Here is a 21092-nt window from a genome sequence, read left to right as displayed (position 1 = left end):
AAGTATCATAGATTATGAAAACATATAAACTCATAGCCATCTGTGTAGCAAGTCTCTTCTTCGGGGCTTGCAGCGACGGGCTGGACGAAGCGGTAGGTCTGCACGTAAAAGTAGCGACCAACGAGAATGTAAGCTTCGACGGACAGATCATTACTGCCAAAAAAGGTACTCCGATAGAGTTCATCCTTTCGGGCGATCCGGACTTCCTGACATTCTTCAGTGGAGAAGCGGGCAGCAAATACGAATATCGCGAACGCGAAACAATTGATCCTTCACAGATCAAGTCGTCTATGCTGAACTTCTCTATCTGGTTCCAGTACGGTAACCCGAGCACGACATTGGAGAAACACGTATATATCTCCGATGAATTCACCGGATTATACAAGGATAATTTCGAAGCTGACTCTTTGCTTGTAGAGCAATTTGAGAAAGACGGTAAATGGAAAGAACTGGTTCCGCAGTCCGCATTCCCGACAGCGGCGGTAGGCAATGCCGATCTTGCCACTCCATACAGTTTTGATATGAAAGAATACATGGGCAAACGGATTGCAATCGCTATCTGCTACCGTGGCATTGACAATACAGTGGCACAATCCAAGATGTACTTTGAGCGGATGCGCATCAATAATGTGATGACGAGCGGACAGGAAGCAGAATATTCTGCCGGTTCTTTCGGCTTTACTCCGATCAATATGAAGAACAAATGGAATCTGAAGGATCAGACCAGCATGACCAAAGACCGTGAATACGGGACAGTTACCAATAACGTATCCGGTATCTGGAACCTGACAGGTGTAGGCGGCGGCTCCTTCTTCATCCATAGTACCAATGCCAACGATCCGCTGAAATACAGCTGGCTGGTTTCCGATCTGATTACCGTTAACTCTTGCAGCCCCGATCAGGGAACGAAAGTAAAGGATATTACCCAGCGTCTGGATAAGTACACATATACCTACAATCAAATTGGTATCTACAACGTGACATTCCTCGCTCGTAATGCCAATATCGATCATTCCTCCACGACTACTTACCACATGGTGGTAAACGTAGTGGAATAAAAATAAACGAATAAAATAATAACTAATACATTATATCTATGAATTACTTTAAATCAATCATGTTAACCGCATTTGCGCTGTTTGCATTGGCAGCGTGCGATACAGACGACTTGAGAGACGATGTTGACAATCTGAAAGACCGCGTAGAGTCTTTGGAAGCACAAGTCAGTCTATTGAACGATAACATGACAGCTATCAAGCGACTGCTTGAAGGTGGTCAGACTATCACAGAAGTGACGAATACAAACGGTACATATAAACTGAAACTGAGTAACGGAGAAACCATCTCACTGACACAAGGCTCGAAGGGAGAAGTTGCTTATCCAGAGATTACTGTCAATGACGAGGGCCAATGGGTAGTGAACGGTGAGGTATTGATGCAGAATGGCATACCTGTTCAGGCTGTGGGCACTCCCGGTAAGGATGGTATAGCTCCCAAGTTCCGGATTACGGACGAGGGAAGTTTCTGGCAGGTAAGTTATGATAACGGAACCAGCTGGGAAGACGTACTCGACACAGACGGTCAAAAGGTATCCGCAGTCAGCGATGGTTCCGGAGGAAGCAGTGCAGACTCTTTCTTTGAGGAAGTATACGTAGATTCAACCGGGGAATTCTTCGTTGTCAAACTGAAAGGACAGACGGAAGCTATCTCTATCCCTATCGTAAAAGACTTGCTTTGCGAAATCACCGAACCGGAAACCGGAATGAAGAACGGATACTGGGAAATAGGCTATGGCAAGACTGCCACTACGGCTGTAAAAGTAAAAGGTGAAAACATTATCGTTACTGCTCCTGCCGGATGGGTGGCTACTGTGAGCGAAGCGGATGAAACGACCAATGTAGCTACATTGAGCATTACAGCTCCGGCAAACGCAATGAGTACACGTGCAACGGCGGATAACGGTTCCGACGTAACAGTGCAGGTTAATAAGGGTGCCAGTTGGGCGGTTGCCAAGATTCAGGTGAAGGCTGTAGAGGTAGTTGACAGCTACTATGAACTTTACAACGCAGGAGGAACTATCGAAATAAACGGAATCAAAATACAAAAAGATGGCGCAGATGGATATGGAGAAGCAACCTTGATTACTTCCGAGTCTGAAAGCAAGGAAATCAGCCAGGCAGGAGTTTACTTCATCAAACCGGGAGTTGAAATTACGTATACTGGAACCGGAACTCTCGATAACCTAGTTCTTATCGGAGACAATGCAGAGCAAAAGGTTAAATGTATTGTCAGCAAACCTATTATCTTAGGAACAGCAAGTGCTAAGGGAGCTTTCATTATGAATATCAACATGGATGCCAGCACACTTGCCAACTATGTATTCTCAATTACAGGTAATCTTTCTCATCTGGCATTCAGTAATAGCGAATTTTCTGTGTATGAAGCCAGAAATCTGGTTAATTGTGCAGCCGATAATGCAGGCGTATCTGAAAATATTTCTATCATTAAGAGCTTAGTTAAATTTAATGTGACTAAAGATTGGACAGCTTCACGCGTATTAAACTTCACCAAGGGACTCACATGCACATCTGTAACGTTCGAAAACAACGTAGTTTATCCTTCTACAATAGAATATACGATTAACGGTTGTCTGCTCTTTGCACAAGGACAGAATTTGGATTCAAAAGTGATAATCAGCCATAATACATTCATCAATTTTATCTCTAGTTCTCAGTCCCTTGTAAGAGCAAACGTAAATAACGATGTTACTTTCTCTAACCTCTTATTCTTCTATAACGCAAACTTTGGAAATAAAAATGCCACATTAATAAATGTAGGAGATGGAGCTATCGGAACATTAACATTTGCAGATAATATTCGCTATAACAACGGAACTTCTGTAATCAACCTCAATCCGTTCGGAGGAACCGCCGCCCCCGGATACCCAAACACTGTAGTTCCTTTGGCAGAAGCAAATCCGTTCGACGGCGGCACCTTCGACCTCGCCAACGGTATCTTCGTTCCGAATGCAGAATATGCCGAATACGGTGCAACCAACTAATATCGACTAACGTATGAAAAAAGTAATATCAATCATATGTATCACCCTCCTCGTCGCACTTTACTCGTGCGACGAACGGGATGATCTGCGCTCCGACATTGACAACCTGAAAGAACGGGTAGCCAATCTGGAAGCGAGCATAGAACAGATGAATTCGGACATCAGCAACTATCAGCAGATGGTTGAAGGTAAGATTCTGGTGGTGGGATATAGCAAGGATGAACAGGACAACTATACCATCGAACTGAGTAACGGCGAAACTGTAACCATATACAGCGGCAAAGTAGACATGAACGATATGCCTTTGTTCAGCGTCAACGCGTCAGGTCACTGGGCATATACCATCAACGACATGACCACCGAACTGCTCGTTAACGACAAACCGGTAAGCGCCATCCCCGAAGCGGGAACAGCAGGCGTCACCCCGAAACTGAAAGTAGATGCAAACGGTTTCTGGCTGGTCTCTATTGACAACGGAAGCACCTGGAACAAACTAGGCAACAACCAGATTGCCGACGGAACGCAAGCCGTTGCCAACGCAAGTTCCCTGTTCAGCAACGTGACCATCGACGAAGCGACCGGACAGATCACCTTTACCATCCGTGCCGACAACAGCCAAGTAAAAGTCCCCATCTACGGAAAAGACTTCTACCTGACAATCAAGTATGAAGGCACAGCCACTTTCGGTCTGGGACAAAAGCAGGAGTTCGTGGTAGAACAAGCCAACGTGGAAACAGCCACCATCGAAAACCAGACATGGGGCGTGAAACTGACGGAAAACAAACTGATCGTCACCGCCCCCAAAACAAACGTGCAAGGGAAAGAATACGAAGAACAGATTTACATCAAGATATTCTCGAAAGAAGGTTACTGCCGGGTAGTGAAACTTCCGGTAAAACTGCTGACCACGAAGATAGATGCCAACTCGGCAATAGCCTGGCAACACTTCAAGACAGGAGAAAACAATGTGCTGCCCGACTATTCGTATGCCGGATATAATCATGGAGAAAGTGCGCCGCAAGGCGCATTTTCTTTAGGATACCAAGTGATCAACGTAAAAGAGCGCATGACCGCCAAGAACATGACCGCCCGTGAAGCGCTGATCAGCATCCTGCAAGAGAAAGGTATGACAAAAGTAAACGGAACCAACAAGCTGAACGCCAACGCGAAGATTGTAATCTATTTCCCCGCAGGCGACTACGTTCTTCACAACGATGACGACAATACCCGCGACGAAAGCAAGCAGAAGGACGCCGTTGACTCGAAAAACAACAATGTCAGCAGTGGCATTGAAATCTATGGCGGTAACTTTGTGATCAAAGGCGACGGTCCCGACAAGACCCGTCTGATCATGGAAACGCCTAATCTGCCGACAAGTATCAGCAATCTCAGTTCATCACCTATACTGTTGGCAATCAAGCACACCAACGGTCCGAACAATGCCGGTAACTCCCCCAAGCTCGCTTCCGTAACCGAGAATGCCAAGCGCGGAGACTTTACCGTGAAAGTCAGCGGAACCACCGGAATCTCCTCCGGACAGTGGGTACAGTTGCGCTTGCGCAGCGGAGACAGGGAACTGGTAAAGAAAGAGATCGGTCCGATTGCCCTCAACGAGAACTGGGCGATAGCAAAAGCCCCTATCTCCATCAACCAAAGCTCCGACGACCTGTATGGAGTAAAAATCACCGAATTTCATCAGGTGAAATCCGCCGCAAACGGCAAGATCACTTTCTACGAACCGATCATGCACGACATCGACATCAAGTATAACGATACGGAAGGATGGGAAATCCGCACGTACAAATATCTGGAGAATGTCGGTATAGAAGACCTGAGCTTCGTAGGAAACGCATTGGACGGCTACGCCCATCACGGAGAAGGACACACCGAACAGGCTAAAGTAGGCTGGCAATACGACGGAGCCTACAAACCGCTGCTGCTGCAACGTGTAGTCAATTCATGGGTACGCAACGTCCACTTCGAGAGTGTCAGCGAAGCGCTTACTTTTGCCGAATCTGCCAACAGCTCGGCATATGATATCCGTATCAGTGGAAAACGCGGACATTCAGCCGTACGTTCGCAAGGTTCTTCACGCGTCTTTATCGGCAAAGTCCGCGATGAAAGCGCAGGAAATGACGTATACGGAAAGAGTTGTCAAGGGCAGTTCCACGGCTGCGGCGTATCGAAGCCAAGTGTAGGAACCGTATTATGGAACGTAACCTGGGGCAATGACGCCTGTTTCGAATCCCACGCCACACAACCCCGTGCCACGCTGATAGACAATTGCAGCGGCGGACTTGTATACTACCGCGCAGGAGGCGATGAAAATGAAGTCCCCAATCACTTAGGCGACCTCACCCTATGGAATCTGAATGTGACCGGAACGGATTCTCACGCTTCTAACTTCGCATGGTGGAGCGACAGCGATACATGGTGGAAGATTTTCCCGCCTATCGTAGTCGGTACACATGGTATGAATGTGAAATTTCCCGGTAAAGAGCAGCAACAAGTCACATACGAAGAAAGTACCGGTATGAAGGTATCCCCCGAATCTTTGTACGAGGCACAATTGCGGGAACGTCTGGGCTATGTACCCGGATGGCTCAACGCCCTTAAATAACAACCAATCACCCGCACGATTTTTCTAACCTTCAGTTAAAAACGTATATAAAAATCAGACTTTAATCAATTTAACACCCAAAAGAGAGGGGCCGTGAGGTTCCTCTCTTTTACTTTTCCGTATCTTTGCAGCAAATTAAAAGATATGCAAGATACACTACCCATCCATTTTGCTCCGCTGCAAGGTTACACCGAAGCAATTTACCGCAATGCACATGACGCCTTCTTCGGCGGTGTAGACACCTATTATACTCCGTTTGTACGATTGGAAAAAGGGAACTTCCGTCGCAGAGATGTCCGGGGAATCGAACCCGAGAACAATGGGGTAACCCACCTGATTCCTCAGTTGATAGCCTCTTCGGCAGAGAAAGCAGAAGTGATTTTATCCCTTTTCATCGAAAAAGGATATCAGGAAGTGGATATAAACCTAGGCTGTCCGTTCCCGCTTCTGGCGAAACGTCATAACGGCTCCGGCATCCTTCCTTATCCCGAAGAGGTGAAAGCATTGCTCAGCATTGTCACCCGATATCCGCAGATCAGCTTCTCCGTCAAAATGAGACTGGGATGGGAACAGCCGGATGAATGCCTGGCACTCGCCCCCATACTGAATGACCTGCCTCTGCGCCAGATCACCATGCACCCCCGTCTGGGCAAACAAGGTTACAAAGGAGAAGTCGACTTGCAAGTATTCTCAGCTTTCCGGGAGGTCTGCCGACTTCCGCTTGTCTACAATGGAGACATTCATAATTTGGAAGATATTCAACGCATCAGCGCACAATTCCCCTCCCTGGCGGGAATCATGATAGGACGCGGACTACTGGCAAATCCGGCCTTAGCACTGGAATACAAAGAAAACCGTACGCTTGCGCCCGATGAAATGAGGGATAGACTGAAATCCATGCATAAAAGCGTGTACAACAATTACGACGTGCTATTGGAAGGAGGAGAGGGACAGCTACTGACTAAAATGAAGACTTTTTGGGAATACCTGGCACCCCAAGCCGACAGAAAAGTACTGAAAGCGATTCATAAAAGTACGAATATCAGCAAATATTATCAGGCTGTCGGTGCCTTTTTTAATCAACGGTAGATTGATAATCAGTTATTTTATGTAATTTTGCGCCCGTTTATTAACAAGCACATTATGAAAAAATACATTCTATTATCTCTCTGCTTGATGACACTATCAAGTAGTTTCGCACAATTAAAGGATTTTAAATTCAAATTCTACGGACAGATTCGCACGGACTTCTACTATAACAGCCGTGCCAACGAGGAAACTGTAGACGGATTGTTTTACATGTATCCCAAAGATGAAGTGCTCGACAGCAATGGTGAAGACCTGAACGCTACATCGAACAGTAATTTCTATACATTATATTCCCGTTTGGGACTGGATGTGGCAGGCCCGAAGTTGGGAACAGCCAAGACATCCGCCAAAGTGGAAGTGGACTTCCGCGGGTCGGGAACTTCTTACTCCACCATTCGTCTGCGCCATGCATACTTTAATCTGGACTGGGGAAAGTCGGCTGTGCTGGTAGGTCAGACATGGCATCCGTTGTTCGGTGATGTTTCTCCTCAGATTCTTAATCTTTCCGTAGGAGCACCGTTCCAGCCGTTCAGCCGTGCACCGCAGATTCGTTATCGCTTCAACAACAAACACCTTCAGTTGACCGGAGCATTGGTATGGCAGTCTCAGTATCTGTCACAAGGACCTGCCGGTAAAAGTCAGGAATACATAAAGAAGAGCAATATCCCTGAGATTTATGTCGGAGCAGATTACAAAAACGGAGGATTTCTGGCGGGTGCCGGCATTGAAATGATTTCATTAAAGCCACGTACTCAATCTTCATGGGAAGAAAAGACGCTTGATCCGACCACCAATAGTACTATATCAATCCCACATACGTACAAAGTAGACGAACGTATCACTACCCTCTCTTATGAGGCCCATGTAAAATATACCAATAAAAATTGGTTCATCGGCGCCAAAAGCGTATTAGGTTCCAACCTGACACAAGCATCCGGTTTGGGAGGATTTGGAATTAAGCACATAGACAACAAGACAAAAGAACAGGAGTACACTCCGATACGCTTCTCCAGTTCCTGGCTGAATGTAGTCTACGGACAAAAATGGAAACCGGGAATCTTTGTAGGATACGCCAAAAACTTAGGAACAAGCGACGAATTAGTCTCTGAAAAACTCTATGGAACAGGAACCAACCTCGATAAACTGGTAACTGCCGGAGCTGAACTTACCTACAACGTTCCTCACTGGAAGTTCGGAGTTGAGTATACATTGAGTTCGGCATGGTACGGCAAGCTGGATAAATCGGATGGTAAAATCATAGACACCCACTCCGTCAGCAACAACCGTATTGTAGCAGTCGCTATGTTCATGTTCTAATTTGCAGAAGATCATTCAACAGAATTTAAGTTCCTACATCATTTTAAGGCCGACTAAAAAGTCGGTGGTATCTTAAATCTCCTCCTTCGGGAAGGGAATTAATGATACTATTGACTTATTAGTCAGTCTCAATTTGTTTCAAAAAGTTTCAGACGCTTGAAACTTTTAGTTTCAAAGGTTGAAACCATTGGTTTCAAGCGTTGAAACTAAAGGTTTCGCCCCATGAAACAATCAGGAGAAATACTCGATTCGGATGATTTGACCGCCCGATCCGATTAACTCAACCGTATCAGTTATTTCAATTGCCCTGTTCTTTTAGGAAGCATTAAATCATTTATTAGTCAATAATGGATGATCTCTCAGTCATTAATAGCTGATTTCTCAATTATTAATGGCTGAGAGATCAAACGTTAACAGTTGAGAAATCAGCTATTAACATCCTGTAAGTCAAAAGATAACATTGTATAAATGAGACAGATCAGGATGAGACAGAGTGAGAGCAACCGTTTGCTCTCATACCTGCCACCACAGTTGCTACCACACCGAAAACCACGATGAATAAAAGGATACAGACCATTTGTTAGAGCATGAGAGCAAAACGGCTATCAAATCACTGTGGAGAGCCTGACCGATATGTAGGTTCCTCAGCTTTCATTGCTGCTATTACAGCCGATTCCTTTGGCCGTAAATGCTCTTGGGGGATCTGATTATTCAAATAGCATACCACAGAACAAAAGATTATTTCTCCAGTTCTACCTCATAGCTGGCTCCATCCTTACAGAGGAAGCGGAGTACCGTTTGTTTTTTATCCTCGGATACCACCTTGCAGTAAGGGGTCTCCACTACCTTCCACCTGCCTTTCAGAGTCACCGTCACAGGAATCTCACCGCTTTCATTGTCAATCCACGGGCGGGAATAGATGCTGCGCTCCATACGTTTTCCGTCTTTATCGAAAGCCTCATCACTCGGACCACGATACAATGCCAAATCCGGTTGAGCTACAGTCAATAATACTTTATCAGCAGATTCCTTACGGACCATCACTAAGCAGGACGTATCCGTACGCTGCAATAATCCACCGGGAAGCAGTGACTGGGGAGTTTCAAAAAGCACATAAGAAGTTATCTTATCCGAAGGCGATTCAAGGATATGTGCATTCCGGTCTTGCTGTAATACGCTGTAGGCAGGCTTCTTTGCAAAGGCAGTCATCGTCTTCCGGTCGGTTCCCGGCAGAATGGCATATTCGTAGCTTCCCGCTTTCGGTGCTTTCCCATGATCGATAATCAATGATACCCAGTCTCCTTTCGTTTCTTTGCCTGTATCCTGCATACGGGAGTATTGCGGAAAGTTTTTCTCGAATCTTGCAGCAACCGGCACATAATATCCGGTACCCAGATGATCCATCCATACTTTTCCTTCACCCGCATTATTCTTCCAATAGTCATGTGCCGCTTTATCTGTCACCGCCAGTTGGAAGATGGTCGTCTCCGTTGGATAATCCGTGTTTGTATTCTCGATATCCGAGCCTAGACAAACGATCATTCCATCGATGAAATGGAAGGATTTTCGCGCACGATGCGTTCCGTTATACTTATCGTGTTCGTGCAGTTTCATTCCGAAGTTACCATTCATCTTTCCTTGTGACAGGCCGCCGGCAAAGGCTTCATCCGAATAAAGCATCTCTTCCATTCCGGAGAATGTATCTACATTCAGCACGTTGGCTTTGAGCAGGTCCAGCGGGAGATGGATGGAAGTCACTCCCGGAATACGGTTCCAGTCGAAACCTTCCTGCTGCCATCCGCTGGTGGCGGGAGTCACTGTCTGTCCCGGAGGTGCTGTCAGTATCTGGAGACTTCCATGTGCCAGATAACGTCCATAGAGATTGTGTCCCAGATAATGTTCGGCTGCCCAAAGGTAGCGCGAATGTCCGCGTGCCACAGCCGACCAGTTTTCACGCCGTTGCACAGATACACAGCCATAGCCTAGCGAGAGATTACCCTGCGGATCGGGTTCGGCACGAAAACCGTTCTCTACCAGTCGTTTGGCAATCTTACGCTCCTGAGCGTTCGAAACTTTCGGCATATATTCCGGTGCCTGTTCCGCAGAAGAGGAATCGGAAGATACGAGACGCAGGTAGGCGGATGCCATCTCTTTATCAAAATCGCCCTTTCCATCGGGAGTTCCGGCAATTGCCATTATCGCATAGTGCATGGGAACTAATTTCCCCTTTCCATCGGGATGGCGCCCAGACATAGACAAGGGAAAGTTCAGTTTATTGCAGTAGAAACGCATGGCAAGCAGGACATCTTTGACCGTCCGGTGTGCCAATTCGGAAACGGCAAGGCTTGTCCGACTGAAAAGATATATCATATTCGTTGCCCCGTCCAGTCCTCCAACGGCATAGGCAGGATAGTTATTACGGTGATGGAAAGCTCCTCCGTCCACTTTGAAAGAACCGGCCAGTCCCGGTGCAGGACGGCAACCGTAGTCAATCCATCGGGAGAAGGATTTCAAGTATTGCAGCTTCTCCGGTGTGTCTTCCATCATCAGAATGCTTGCGATACGCCCGGTGGTTTGTGTATTGAAAGAATCCATGTCGATTCCGTTGCCTTCCGGCTTGGGATATACTTCGTTGGTGATGGCATACCAACGCAACGTACGCTCCGCTTCGAGCAGTTTTCCTTCTTCCCGCAATACATCTTTCATCAGGAAATAAGCCGGATAAAGTCCGCGCACGCTATATCCGTAATGATGAATATTGCCCCAGCAACTACCGTAAGCCACTCCCTGATCGGTGATATGGTCGTACATCGCAAGAAATTTCCGCCTCATCTCCTTGCGGATCGGTGATCCTGCCTCACTGTTATTGTAAGCCACGGCAATCCGTTTCATTAAGTCAAAATAGGCACGCATCTCTATTCCCATCTTGGTCAGCATATCCTTGTCCCAGTCCGGAATCATCCGTTCGTAGGCTTCGGAAGCACGCACCATGAAAACGGGCACTCCGGACACTTGCCCGTCCTTATAGGTTATCTGATAGAGGTCGTATTTCTTACGGATGGTTTCGGCTTCTTTCTCCGTCACCTTCCCTTTGGTATAGATCATGTCACGGAAACGCTTTTCCAGCAGTTTCATTTCCTGCCGCTGCTTGTCGCTTACGGGAGTCAGTTCGATGTCCGGTTTCAGCAGAGAGTGTTTGTAGAGTACCAGCCAGTGATTGGTAGTGCCGGCATTGACAAAGGGGACTTGCAGATCGGCTGTCTGCTGACGGGCATCCACCTTTGTCGCAGTGATCAGATGATCGATGAAAAGGCGTCCTTTTGCATCGGGAGCCACGATGCGGAGCTCGTTCATTCCTTCTTCCGGCGTGCCTTGCATATCGCGTTCATAGCAGACCCATGCCGCACGCCAACCTTTGAAATTGATGCCGAAAGGAAAAGAAGCGCACTTACGGCCGTCTTTCAGAAATTCAAACTCGATAGCAGCGTCCTGAGGCTGCTCATTGTATATCCATACGATGAAAGCGGAAAGATACAGGTCTTTCCCTGTCGGGTCCTTCTTTTCAAACTTCAGGTCTTTCCGGAGTTCCAGTCTCCCGTTCGGTTCGAAGGTCCATTCCAACGAATGTTTCCCGTCTTTATAATGTGCACCGGATATGCCTAACTGAGACTGAACACCGGTTATACAGGCAGGTAACTGCGGCTCTTCAAAAGAGAACATCCGCTCATCCGTAACTATCTGCGCATTGAGGAATGCCGGACAGAGAAAAGACAATATCAGCATTGTCACTGACAGAGTAAAAGATTGCTTTATCATAGAATATATCGTTTTAGGTCCGATGGTAAATCGGTTTATCATTAGCCGGTATTTACAGAGAAGATCACCTGTTCATCTTCCGAATGCAAAGAAACCCCTCTTTTGTTGGAAAGAGGGGTTCAAATCGTACAAAATAGTTCAAATTATGTGCTATATCTTATAGATAATGACCGATATGCTCTCTGCCGGTCCTGCTTTTAAGGGTGAAGTTCTTTAAAAGCCGCATTCTCTTCCTGCACGTGCTGAATGGTTTGTTTCAGCTCTGCAATCGGCAAATCATATCCATACCAGCCGGTATAACAATCTACTACATACCATTTTCCATCGGGCAGCAATTCGAACTCCACACGTAAGTCGATCTCCGATTCTTCGTATCCCGCCTCAAATACCTTATGCGCCGGTTCGTTCAGCGTAAACTTAGATACATAAACACCGCCCTCTTCCTGAGTGATACGTTCTTCTTTCAGCGTTTCACTGTCCAGCAACGGCCACTTTTCCTTCGTAAAAGGGAACGTTTTCTCAGTTTCCCCGTCATCCGCCAATAAAGTAACCGGCGTTTTCAACGGAAACTTGACACGAGTATACTGAAACGCCGCGCTGGAAGTAAACTTATCCAGAAACGACTTGAAATCTTCTCCTGTCTGTGCTGCTTCACTTTCTACTTTCGCCCTGGAGCTATTGCCACAGGAAATAAATGAAATACCTGCCAGCAATGACATGACCATCAAACAGCATGCAAACTTCTTAGCTCTCATAACACGATATAAATTAAGAGTTTAAAATAACGCTGCAAAGATAATGACAAGTTCAATATCTTGATACGAATCGGGAAGAAAATAGTTAAACTACTACAAATAATAGACTTACCACACCTCATTATTCCGATATTAAAATACCTTTGTCATAAATCGAAATACTAACTTAAATAAAAACACACCTATGAGACACCCCCACTGTTTTCTCCTGATAGGTCTTTTGCTTTTATGCAGCACACAGACTATCGCTTTCGCCCAATCCGGCACTTATCAGACAATTCCCGAATCTTTGCGAGGCTACTGGCAATTTAAAGCAGACAATGTGTCTGACTGGAACGGCCCACTCATCGGAGAGAATTTCGTAGAGAACTATTATGTCGTTTTCTATGCCGAACAGATAAAACAGGAAGCTGACGGCAGCTACTTCTTCCATTTACGCAATCAGAAAGGAGATACGACGGAATTCCGTATCACACCAACCGATAATGACACCGCTACCATCTGGTACAAAGGCTGGAAAGAGCCGAAGAACTGTGTCCGCAAGCAAGTCCCCGACCACACGGAACCGCTCACTCCCCTTACATTGCCCGACCACGTTTATCAGAAATGGGTGAAAGGATTATCCGGAAAAGTAATCTACGAATTCACCCGTGACGGAAAACTGCTCTATGACGGAAAAACATGGGATATCTTATCGGCCGGATATTTTCTCAATAAAGAATATCGGCTGCTCGTCAAAAGCGGAGAATCATACAAACTGCTTTACCTCAGCTTCCCCCTGCCGAAAACAATGAACGTAGCCGCTGAACTGCAAAATGAAAAAGTCTCTCCCATCGCCTCACGCCCTGAAATATATGCTTTCGCCGGATGTTGGATAAATCAAGCGACCGGAGACTGGCGCATCGGATTCTTCGAAGACTTTGCTGTCTACCAATGTCAATTTTGGGATTATGAGTCGATAAACACCAAAAAGAATCAGACCACCATCATCCTGAAAAATGGAACGGAACAACTGAAAATGCGTTTAACTCGTAAAGATGAAACATCCTGCACCCTGTCTGTCGGAAAAGAAAAGGCACAGACATATGTTCTTTGTAACGACAAGTATCTGCCCGATTATCCGGTAGCTGATACCACTTCTTTCGTAGACAATGGCTATCAAACGGATAGCGTGACTCTCATCGGATACCTGCGTAACCTGCCTTCGACACGTCCTTTCGAGGTTGCTGTGCCGGATATGATCACCGATAGAGAAGAAAAATATACCACCGCCATCGACTCACTGGGAAGATTTACCCTCCGTTTCCCTGTATTGAACAGCCACAACGTATTCATCGATTGGGGACGTACCACTATCTGGACATCCGTAGAGCCGGGAGAGACCTATTTCCTCTATGTGGACTTCGCTGACAAAAAGAAATTAGTGATGGGAGAAAAGGCACGTATCCTCAACGAACTGCTGAGTCACGAAGGGCTCAGTGAATATATCGGCTACGACGAAGGGAAAAAAATGGGTAATATGGAATATTTGCAAAAGACGCAGGATATCATCCGTCATAAATCAGAATATCGCGCAAAGATGCTCAATGATCATCCGTTTCTCTCGCACAAATTCCGCTATTACACAGAACAGGAAATCCGCTACAACGCTGCACGCGACCTGATGCAACGCCGCTTTTCGGTAGACCGTAACAAGCAGGAGCATCTGCAACCGGAATTTATGAGTTATGTAGACTCGGCACTATATCCCCGTCCGGTAGAGCCTTATACGCTTCTCAGAGATTATGGTTCTTTCCTGCGGGATTACGTCGGATACATAACGGACATTGCTCCCGCTTCTTCAAACAGATTGACCGTGACTCCTCAAAAGATGGAAATGCTCTATCTTAAATTTGAAAGGGACGGAAAGATTCAGCTATCACAAGAAGAAAAAGACGCATTACACGCCTTCAGTAACTTCGAAAAAGAAATTGAAAAAATGAAAGCTGCGAATACTGCTGACTCGCTGACAATGGCTGCCTACAACAAAAAGATGGAACCGAGCATCAAAACAATACAGAGCCTCGTAGGCAGAGACGAAATTTTCAATGACTATATGATGGGAAACTTGCTCGCTAATTCCATCAATCGTACCCTTGCTATCATTGACTCCCTGCAAATGGACGAAAAATTAAAGGAGATACTAAAGGCAAATTGCTATTATGAGATGTTGCAGCAGACTCACAAAGAATTGCCGGACAGCCTCATCAGTAAATTCAAAGCAGAAGTTTCTAATCCTTCCCTACAGGCTTATGTATTAAACCAACAAGGGATATACGAAGAAATATCCCATAAGGCCATCGAATATCCCGAAAGCCTGATGCCTAACGAACCTCTGGCAGAGATCACAGACGGAGAACAATTATTCCGCAAAATCATCGAGCCTTATAAAGGGAAAGTGGTTTATCTGGATGTATGGGGCACCTGGTGCGGTCCGTGCAAGGACATGATGCAATATGCAGGAAGTGCCAAGAAGCTGTTTGAGGGAAAAGACGTGATATTCTTGTATCTCTGCAACCATTCCTCGGACAAATCGTGGAAAAACATTATCAAGGAATATGGACTGACCGGCAAAATTGCCGTCCACTATAACCTGCCCGATGAGCAGCAAAGTGCTATTGAGAAGTTTCTGCAGGTCCGCTCCTTCCCCACCTATATATTGATAGACAAGGAAGGAAACATCGTAGACCGTGACGCCCCCAGACCCAACAGGGAAAATGACCTTCTTAATGCAGTCTATAAGTTATTAGAGAAATAAACGACTCATTTCTTCCGCAAATACTCGTATCCGAAACGGCAAAAGAGACATTTCCGTTTATCACAATACTCTTTGCGGAGCTGTATCAATGCCTGGCTATCTGCCGCCGAACCGACCGGTAGCCCGGCATCTCCCCACGACCGGATAATATGATTATTCTCCGCTTTCAACTCTTCCAGAAAACGTCCGGCACGATCACACATCCGCTCATCGGTTCTATGCAGACCATAAGCATATAAGAAAGGAACAACGGTATTAATCACAATCAAGTCCTGTGACCTCTCTCCCATCGATTTCTCTTTCTGCGAAGAAGGCCGGCCGAATATATAATGATTATCCCAATAAGCAGAAGCATGAGTAGACAGTAGTTGACGCACTTCCGGCAAGTTTTCTGCCTCCATCATCTGCGAAAAAAGCTTATCAACTTTCTGATACAAGTAGGCCAACTGTGCTAACCGGATATGGGGGAAGTTTTCCGGACGAAGCCTCAAAAAACGCCATAAACCGGCATCCATCACCTGAGTTATTTCAAACTTCCGTTGCAGATAGCGAAATTCCTTACGAAGCCGAAGACTATACTCATCTTCCTGCTCCTTCTTTAAAAACGCCTCCTCCAGCAAACCGGCCTGCCCGAAGAAAAAAGCCTCTATCTGAAACAGATCATTCCGATGCTTGTCTATCGCCCGGAACGGAAGCAGTCCTGCCCACGTCTCAAAAGCATCGCCATTCAAGCCGAAACCGAAATTACGGGCAAGAGTGATAAAGAAGGCATCTTCCCAATGACGGTCACATCGTTCCAGCCGGTCGGCAATTTGCCTTGCTTTTTGCTCCAGTCGTTCGGTCTGAAGAGCCGTCAGCCAGGAGTGAATCGTTAATTTGGATAAGGACCCTATGATGGAGTAGCAGGCAGGATATTGGTCGGCAATGCAGAGTTCATGATAATGGGTTTGTACATTCTCGGGACAGGTCAATAGCAGTTGGGGGATTTGCTCACCGTTGGAACGGGTTACTTCGGCATCTGCCTCGGCCACCACATGCAAAATCACAGAATCGTATGCTTTATCATGGTCGTGACCGTGACGGTACCAGTCTGAAGAATGAGTATGTATCTCTATATTTCCCACCCACAATGTACCGTCTATCTTCAGCTTCGCATTAAAGAAGTCGGGACCGGCATCAGGGTTCTGCAGTCCGGAATCGATAATTTCTACCAGTAAGCCTTTGGTGGTTTGCAGTATTTTGAGAGGGAATAATTTATGTTTCCACACATAGTGGAGAAGGTGTTCCATGTTAACAGAAAGTTAATGTGCACTGCAAATGTAATAAAAATCTTATCTTTGCGACTATTATTTTGAATATAAGTCAGAAAACAATGAAAATAGCGTTGATCGGTTATGGAAAAATGGGCAAGGAACTTGAAAAGGCAGCCCTTAGTCGCGGACACGAAATTGTCTGCATTATTGATGTTGATAATCAGGAAGACTTTGAGTCGGAAGCATTCAAGTCCGCCGACGTAGCCATTGAGTTCACCAATCCGATGGTAGCCTACAGCAATTATATGAAAGCTTTCAAAGCCGGAGTCAAATTAGTATCAGGCAGTACAGGATGGATGGCGGAACATGGCGAAGAAATCAAAAAGCTATGTACCGAAGGAGGAAAAACCCTTTTCTGGTCGTCCAACTTCAGTCTTGGAGTAGCCATCTTCTCATCTGTCAACAAGTATCTGGCAAAAATAATGAATCAATTCCCCGGTTATGACGTCACCATGAGCGAGACTCATCATATCCATAAACTGGATGCACCCAGCGGCACTGCTATCACACTGGCGGAAGGCATACTGGAAAACATGGACCGCAAAGACAAATGGGTAAAAGGAACGCTCCTTGCACCGGACGGTACCGTCAGCGGCACCGACGCCTGCGCTTCCAACGAGTTTCCTATCGACTCGATCCGTGAAGGAGAGGTTTTCGGCATCCATACCATCCGCTACGAGTCAGAAGTAGACAGCATTTCCATCACGCACGATGCCAAAAATCGCGGCGGCTTTGTATTGGGAGCCATTCTTGCTGCCGAATACACGGCCCAACATGAGGGATATCTGGGCATGAGTGATTTATTCCCATTCTTAAACGAATAAGGCTTCAAAGCCACTATCAAACGAATATAGATTATGAGACAAGCCACACGCACACAATGGATCAAATGCACCATTGCTATTCTCCTTTATCTCGCCTTCCTCATCTGGGTACGCAGTTGGTGGGGGCTGATTGTCGTTCCTTTCATCTTCGATATTTATATCACCAAGAAAATACCCTGGTCATTCTGGAAGAAATCGAAGAATCCTACCGTTCGTAATGTTATGAGTTGGGTAGATGCCATTGTCTTTGCATTGGTTGCTGTCTACTTTGTCAATATCTACATTTTCCAAAACTATCAGATTCCTTCCTCGTCTTTGGAAAAGTCATTGCTGGTAGGCGACTTCCTGTACGTCAGTAAGATGAGCTACGGGCCACGTGTGCCGAATACGCCGCTTTCCATGCCGTTGGCGCAACATACGCTGCCTATTTTAAATACCAAATCATATATCGAATGGCCTCAGTGGAAATATAAAAGAGTTCCCGGGTTCGGAAAAGTGAAACTCAATGACATTGTTGTCTTCAACTTTCCTGCCGGTGATACGGTAGCGCTCAACAATCAGCAAACAGATTTCTACTCTATAGCTTACGGTGAAGGTCAGCGCCTGTATCCCAAGCAGATAGAGATGGACAGTCTGACACGCCAGCAGCAACGTGCTGTTTACGATTTGTATTATAATGCCGGTCGCCAGCAGATTCTATCGAATCCGCGTGTTTACGGAGAGATCGTTTATCGTCCGGTAGACCGCCGTGAAAACTATGTAAAACGCTGTGTCGGTCTGCCCGGAGATACGCTGCAGATCGTAGACGGTCAGGTCATGATTGACGGCAAGGCTATCGAGAATCCCGAAAATCTGCAGTTCAACTACTTCGTACAGACCACAGGCCCGTATATCACGGAAGATATGTTCCGTGAATTAGGCATCAGCAAGGCAGACCAGACATTGTATGATGATTCTTCATGGGAAGAAACCTTCAGACAGATCGGACTGGACAATCGGAATGCACAAGGAAAGATGGCTCCTATTTATCATCTTCCGCTGACGAAGAAAATGTACGAAACATTATCCGGCAACAAAAAGCTCATCAGCAAGATCGTCATGGAACCGGAAGAGTATGCCGGACAGATGTACCCGCTCAACTTACATACCAAATGGAACCGTAACAACTACGGTCCGATCTGGATTCCCGCCAAAGGTGCTACTATCACTCTGACTGAAGATAACCTGCCTATCTACGAACGTTGTATTGTCGCTTACGAAGGAAATAAACTGGAGATCAAGCCGGACGGTATTTATATCAACGGCGAGAAAACCGATCAATATACCTTTAAGATGGACTATTACTGGATGATGGGCGACAACCGCCACAATTCTGCGGACTCCCGCTATTGGGGATTCGTTCCTGAAGACCATGTAGTAGGTAAACCTATCGTTGTATGGCTGTCACTTGACAAAGACCGCGGATGGTTTGACGGAAAAATCCGTTGGAACCGCCTCTTCAAGTGGGTAGACTGATAAGGATACAGACGTGATAGAGTGATAAGGTGATAGAAATTGATGAACATTCGTAAATTAAAATGGATATTCGCATTCGCCGGAGCAATAGCCGTCGTGCTTCTGCTCCGGGGATTCGCTTTTACATCCTGCCTTATCCCTTCCACCGGTATGGAGAATTCACTTTTTCAGGGTGAACGTATTCTGGTCAACAAATGGAGCTACGGCCTGCGGCTTCCGCTGATGTCGCTGTTCTCATATCACCGCTGGTGCGAGCGATCTGTCCGGAAGCAAGATGTTGTAGTCTTTAATAATCCCGCCGCCATCGGGCAACCGACTATTGACCGAAGAGAAATCTATATCAGCCGTTGTATCGGTACTCCCGGTGATACCCTGCTTGTCGATTCCCTTTTCTCCGTATCCTCTCCCGAAGCGCAACTCAATCCGGACAAGAAAAGGCTCTACACCTATCCCGCTGCCAAAGAGCAGTTGATCACTTCGCTTATGCAAACCCTTTCCATCACCAACGACGGACTAATGGGGAGTAATGACAGTACTCATGTCCGCAGTTTCAGCCGCTATGAATATTACTTACTGGAACAAGCGATCAGCGATCAGAACTGGATTCAGCCTTTGACGGAAAAAAGCGAAAAAGAGCTTAAACCGCTCATCGTTCCCGGCAAAGGGAAAGCACTACGAGTATATCCGTGGAATATCACATTGCTGCGAAATACCCTCGTGATGCACGAAGGCAAACAGGCGGAAATAAAGAATGATACGCTTTATATCGACGGAAAACCCACACAGCATTGTTTTTTTACCAAAGATTACTACTGGATGGCTTCCAACAATAGTGTCAATCTGTCCGATTCACGTCTGTTCGGATTCGTTCCGCAAGACCATATCATCGGGAAAGCATCGTTGATATGGTTCTCTAAAGAAAAAGGAACGGGAATCTTTGACGGATACCGATGGAATCGCTTCTTTCAGTCTGTAAAATAATTCACATGCATAGTTTTCAACATAACATCTGTACATAAAATAATGAGAATAGCTTATTTATCATCTGCCTACCTTGCTCCGGTAGAATATTATACCAAACTATTGGAATATGATAAAATATATGTCGAACAACACGATCATTATATAAAGCAAACCTATCGCAACCGTTGTACGATTGCCGGACCTGACGGCGAACTGGCACTCTCCATTCCAACCGTCAAACCGGATACGCTGAAATGTCCAATGAAGGATATACGTATTTCCGATCACGGTAACTGGCGCCATCTGCATTGGAATGCCATCGAATCAGCCTACAACAGTACTCCTTACTTTGAATATTACAAAGACGACTTCCGCCCTTTCTACGAAAAGAAATACGAGTTTTTAGCCGATTTCAACGAGGAACTCTGCCAGCTGGTCTGTAAGTTGATAGACATTCAACCCTGCATTGAACGAACTTCAGAATATAAAACGGAATTCACAACAGAAGAAACAGATTTCCGCGAGATTATTCATCCTAAGAAAGATTTCCAGATAGCTGATCCAGAATTTATTCCGCATCCCTATTACCAAGTCTTTGATTCCAAACTCGGTTTTCTCCCTAATCTGAGTATTATTGACCTGCTTTTCAATATGGGACCGGAGAGTTTATTGGTATTAACAAGTAAATAACATTATAATAGCCAGACAAAGACATCAAACGTCCTGACACTACGTATCTTATCATACATCCCGGTAAGGTTAACAGGCGGACAAGCCTTGATTAATATCTTTTGTCCGCTTCCTGTTTTCGTTCCACGTACGTAAACCGTTGGGACTGCGTACGTGATCCCATCGGTTCACGTACATGAACTCATGGGATTACAGACGTGAAACGAAGAAATATAACGACCGTACTACATTAATCTAACGTTGAAAACAGCTTAATAAACGTAGCACAAACTATTAAATGAACCGGCTTACCTGAATCAGGAAGGCAGAATCTCTTATGAAGGTGACAATAG

13 protein-coding genes are annotated in these 21092 nt (G+C 45.8%); 10 read left to right on the top strand and 3 right to left on the bottom strand.

The features are described 5' to 3' along the window. Positions 1 to 14: 14 nt before the first annotated feature. The 5 genes from HMPREF9007_RS05745 (at position 15) to HMPREF9007_RS05765 (ending at position 8087) form a co-directional block, all read left to right on the top strand. Positions 15 to 1058, top strand: a complete 1044-nt coding sequence (locus HMPREF9007_RS05745) for a DUF5017 domain-containing protein (RefSeq protein ID WP_008762931.1) — start codon at positions 15 to 17, stop codon at positions 1056 to 1058. 38 nt (positions 1059 to 1096) lie between these two features. Then, positions 1097 to 3061 carry a PL29 family lyase N-terminal domain-containing protein gene (locus HMPREF9007_RS05750; protein WP_032850624.1) on the top strand — a complete coding sequence of 655 codons (1965 nt, stop codon included), beginning with the start codon at positions 1097 to 1099 and terminating at the stop codon, positions 3059 to 3061. Between the two features lie 13 nt (positions 3062 to 3074). Further along, a complete protein-coding gene (locus HMPREF9007_RS05755) occupies positions 3075 to 5681 on the top strand; it encodes a DUF4955 domain-containing protein (protein ID WP_008762929.1) in 2607 nt (868 codons plus the stop codon). Positions 5682 to 5825: 144 nt separating this feature from the next. Further along, entirely contained in the window at positions 5826 to 6770 is a 945-nt protein-coding gene (locus HMPREF9007_RS05760; protein WP_008762928.1) for a tRNA-dihydrouridine synthase family protein, read from the top strand. Between the two features lie 54 nt (positions 6771 to 6824). Further along, positions 6825 to 8087, top strand: a complete 1263-nt coding sequence (locus HMPREF9007_RS05765; protein WP_032850623.1) for a DcaP family trimeric outer membrane transporter — start codon at positions 6825 to 6827, stop codon at positions 8085 to 8087. A gap of 738 nt (positions 8088 to 8825) precedes the next feature. On the opposite strand, the gene HMPREF9007_RS05770 is transcribed toward HMPREF9007_RS05765, so the two are convergent. Together HMPREF9007_RS05770 and HMPREF9007_RS05775 are read right to left on the bottom strand one after the other, a co-directional pair. Then, entirely contained in the window at positions 8826 to 11903 is a 3078-nt protein-coding gene (locus HMPREF9007_RS05770; RefSeq protein ID WP_008762926.1) for a chondroitinase family polysaccharide lyase, read from the bottom strand. Positions 11904 to 12100: 197 nt separating this feature from the next. After that, positions 12101 to 12658 carry a hypothetical protein gene (locus HMPREF9007_RS05775; protein ID WP_008762925.1) on the bottom strand — a complete coding sequence of 186 codons (558 nt, stop codon included), beginning with the start codon at positions 12656 to 12658 and terminating at the stop codon, positions 12101 to 12103. A 184-nt stretch (positions 12659 to 12842) separates the two neighbouring features. Here HMPREF9007_RS05775 and HMPREF9007_RS05780 point away from each other — a divergent pair, with 184 nt between their 5' ends. After that, positions 12843 to 15455, top strand: a complete 2613-nt coding sequence (locus HMPREF9007_RS05780; protein WP_032850622.1) for a TlpA family protein disulfide reductase — start codon at positions 12843 to 12845, stop codon at positions 15453 to 15455. Positions 15456 to 15460: 5 nt separating this feature from the next. On the opposite strand, the gene HMPREF9007_RS05785 is transcribed toward HMPREF9007_RS05780, so the two are convergent. Further along, entirely contained in the window at positions 15461 to 16744 is a 1284-nt protein-coding gene (locus HMPREF9007_RS05785) for a DUF2851 family protein (RefSeq protein WP_008762923.1), read from the bottom strand. Between the two features lie 83 nt (positions 16745 to 16827). Here HMPREF9007_RS05785 and dapB point away from each other — a divergent pair, with 83 nt between their 5' ends. The 4 genes from dapB to HMPREF9007_RS05805 are packed head-to-tail and all read left to right on the top strand — an operon-like array spanning position 16828 to position 20760. Further along, positions 16828 to 17592, top strand: coding sequence for a 4-hydroxy-tetrahydrodipicolinate reductase (gene dapB / locus HMPREF9007_RS05790; RefSeq protein WP_008762922.1), 765 nt, complete (start codon positions 16828 to 16830; stop codon positions 17590 to 17592). 33 nt (positions 17593 to 17625) lie between these two features. Continuing rightward, complete coding sequence (lepB, locus tag HMPREF9007_RS05795) at positions 17626 to 19107, top strand: signal peptidase I (protein WP_008762921.1); 1482 nt, start codon at positions 17626 to 17628, stop codon at positions 19105 to 19107. A gap of 42 nt (positions 19108 to 19149) precedes the next feature. Next, on the top strand, positions 19150 to 20088 hold the full coding sequence (lepB, locus tag HMPREF9007_RS05800; protein WP_008762920.1) for a signal peptidase I: 939 nt from the start codon (positions 19150 to 19152) through the stop codon (positions 20086 to 20088). Between the two features lie 42 nt (positions 20089 to 20130). Then, positions 20131 to 20760 carry a WbqC family protein gene (locus tag HMPREF9007_RS05805; protein ID WP_008762919.1) on the top strand — a complete coding sequence of 210 codons (630 nt, stop codon included), beginning with the start codon at positions 20131 to 20133 and terminating at the stop codon, positions 20758 to 20760. Positions 20761 to 21092: the final 332 nt, after the last annotated feature.

The sequence above is a fragment of the Bacteroides sp. 1_1_14 genome (genome assembly GCF_000162515.1).
In the GTDB taxonomy this organism is placed as follows: Bacteria; Bacteroidota; Bacteroidia; order Bacteroidales; family Bacteroidaceae; genus Bacteroides; species Bacteroides thetaiotaomicron.
This window is presented reverse-complemented; position numbering and strand designations above follow the sequence as displayed.

Bases quoted from the DNA above. Each gene is read 5' to 3' on its own strand.
- HMPREF9007_RS05765 (WP_032850623.1), top strand. From the start codon at position 6,825: ATGAAAAAATACATTCTATTATCTCTCTGCTTGATGACACTATCAAGT.
- dapB (WP_008762922.1), top strand. From the start codon at position 16,828: ATGAAAATAGCGTTGATCGGTTATGGAAAAATGGGCAAGGAACTTGAA.
- lepB (WP_008762921.1), top strand. From the start codon at position 17,626: ATGAGACAAGCCACACGCACACAATGGATCAAATGCACCATTGCTATT.
- HMPREF9007_RS05745 (WP_008762931.1), top strand. From the start codon at position 15: ATGAAAACATATAAACTCATAGCCATCTGTGTAGCAAGTCTCTTCTTC.
- HMPREF9007_RS05780 (WP_032850622.1), top strand. From the start codon at position 12,843: ATGAGACACCCCCACTGTTTTCTCCTGATAGGTCTTTTGCTTTTATGC.
- HMPREF9007_RS05750 (WP_032850624.1), top strand. From the start codon at position 1,097: ATGAATTACTTTAAATCAATCATGTTAACCGCATTTGCGCTGTTTGCA.
- HMPREF9007_RS05775 (WP_008762925.1), bottom strand. From the start codon at position 12,658: ATGAGAGCTAAGAAGTTTGCATGCTGTTTGATGGTCATGTCATTGCTG.
- HMPREF9007_RS05770 (WP_008762926.1), bottom strand. From the start codon at position 11,903: ATGATAAAGCAATCTTTTACTCTGTCAGTGACAATGCTGATATTGTCT.
- HMPREF9007_RS05760 (WP_008762928.1), top strand. From the start codon at position 5,826: ATGCAAGATACACTACCCATCCATTTTGCTCCGCTGCAAGGTTACACC.
- lepB (WP_008762920.1), top strand. From the start codon at position 19,150: ATGAACATTCGTAAATTAAAATGGATATTCGCATTCGCCGGAGCAATA.
- HMPREF9007_RS05805 (WP_008762919.1), top strand. From the start codon at position 20,131: ATGAGAATAGCTTATTTATCATCTGCCTACCTTGCTCCGGTAGAATAT.
- HMPREF9007_RS05785 (WP_008762923.1), bottom strand. From the start codon at position 16,744: ATGGAACACCTTCTCCACTATGTGTGGAAACATAAATTATTCCCTCTC.
- HMPREF9007_RS05755 (WP_008762929.1), top strand. From the start codon at position 3,075: ATGAAAAAAGTAATATCAATCATATGTATCACCCTCCTCGTCGCACTT.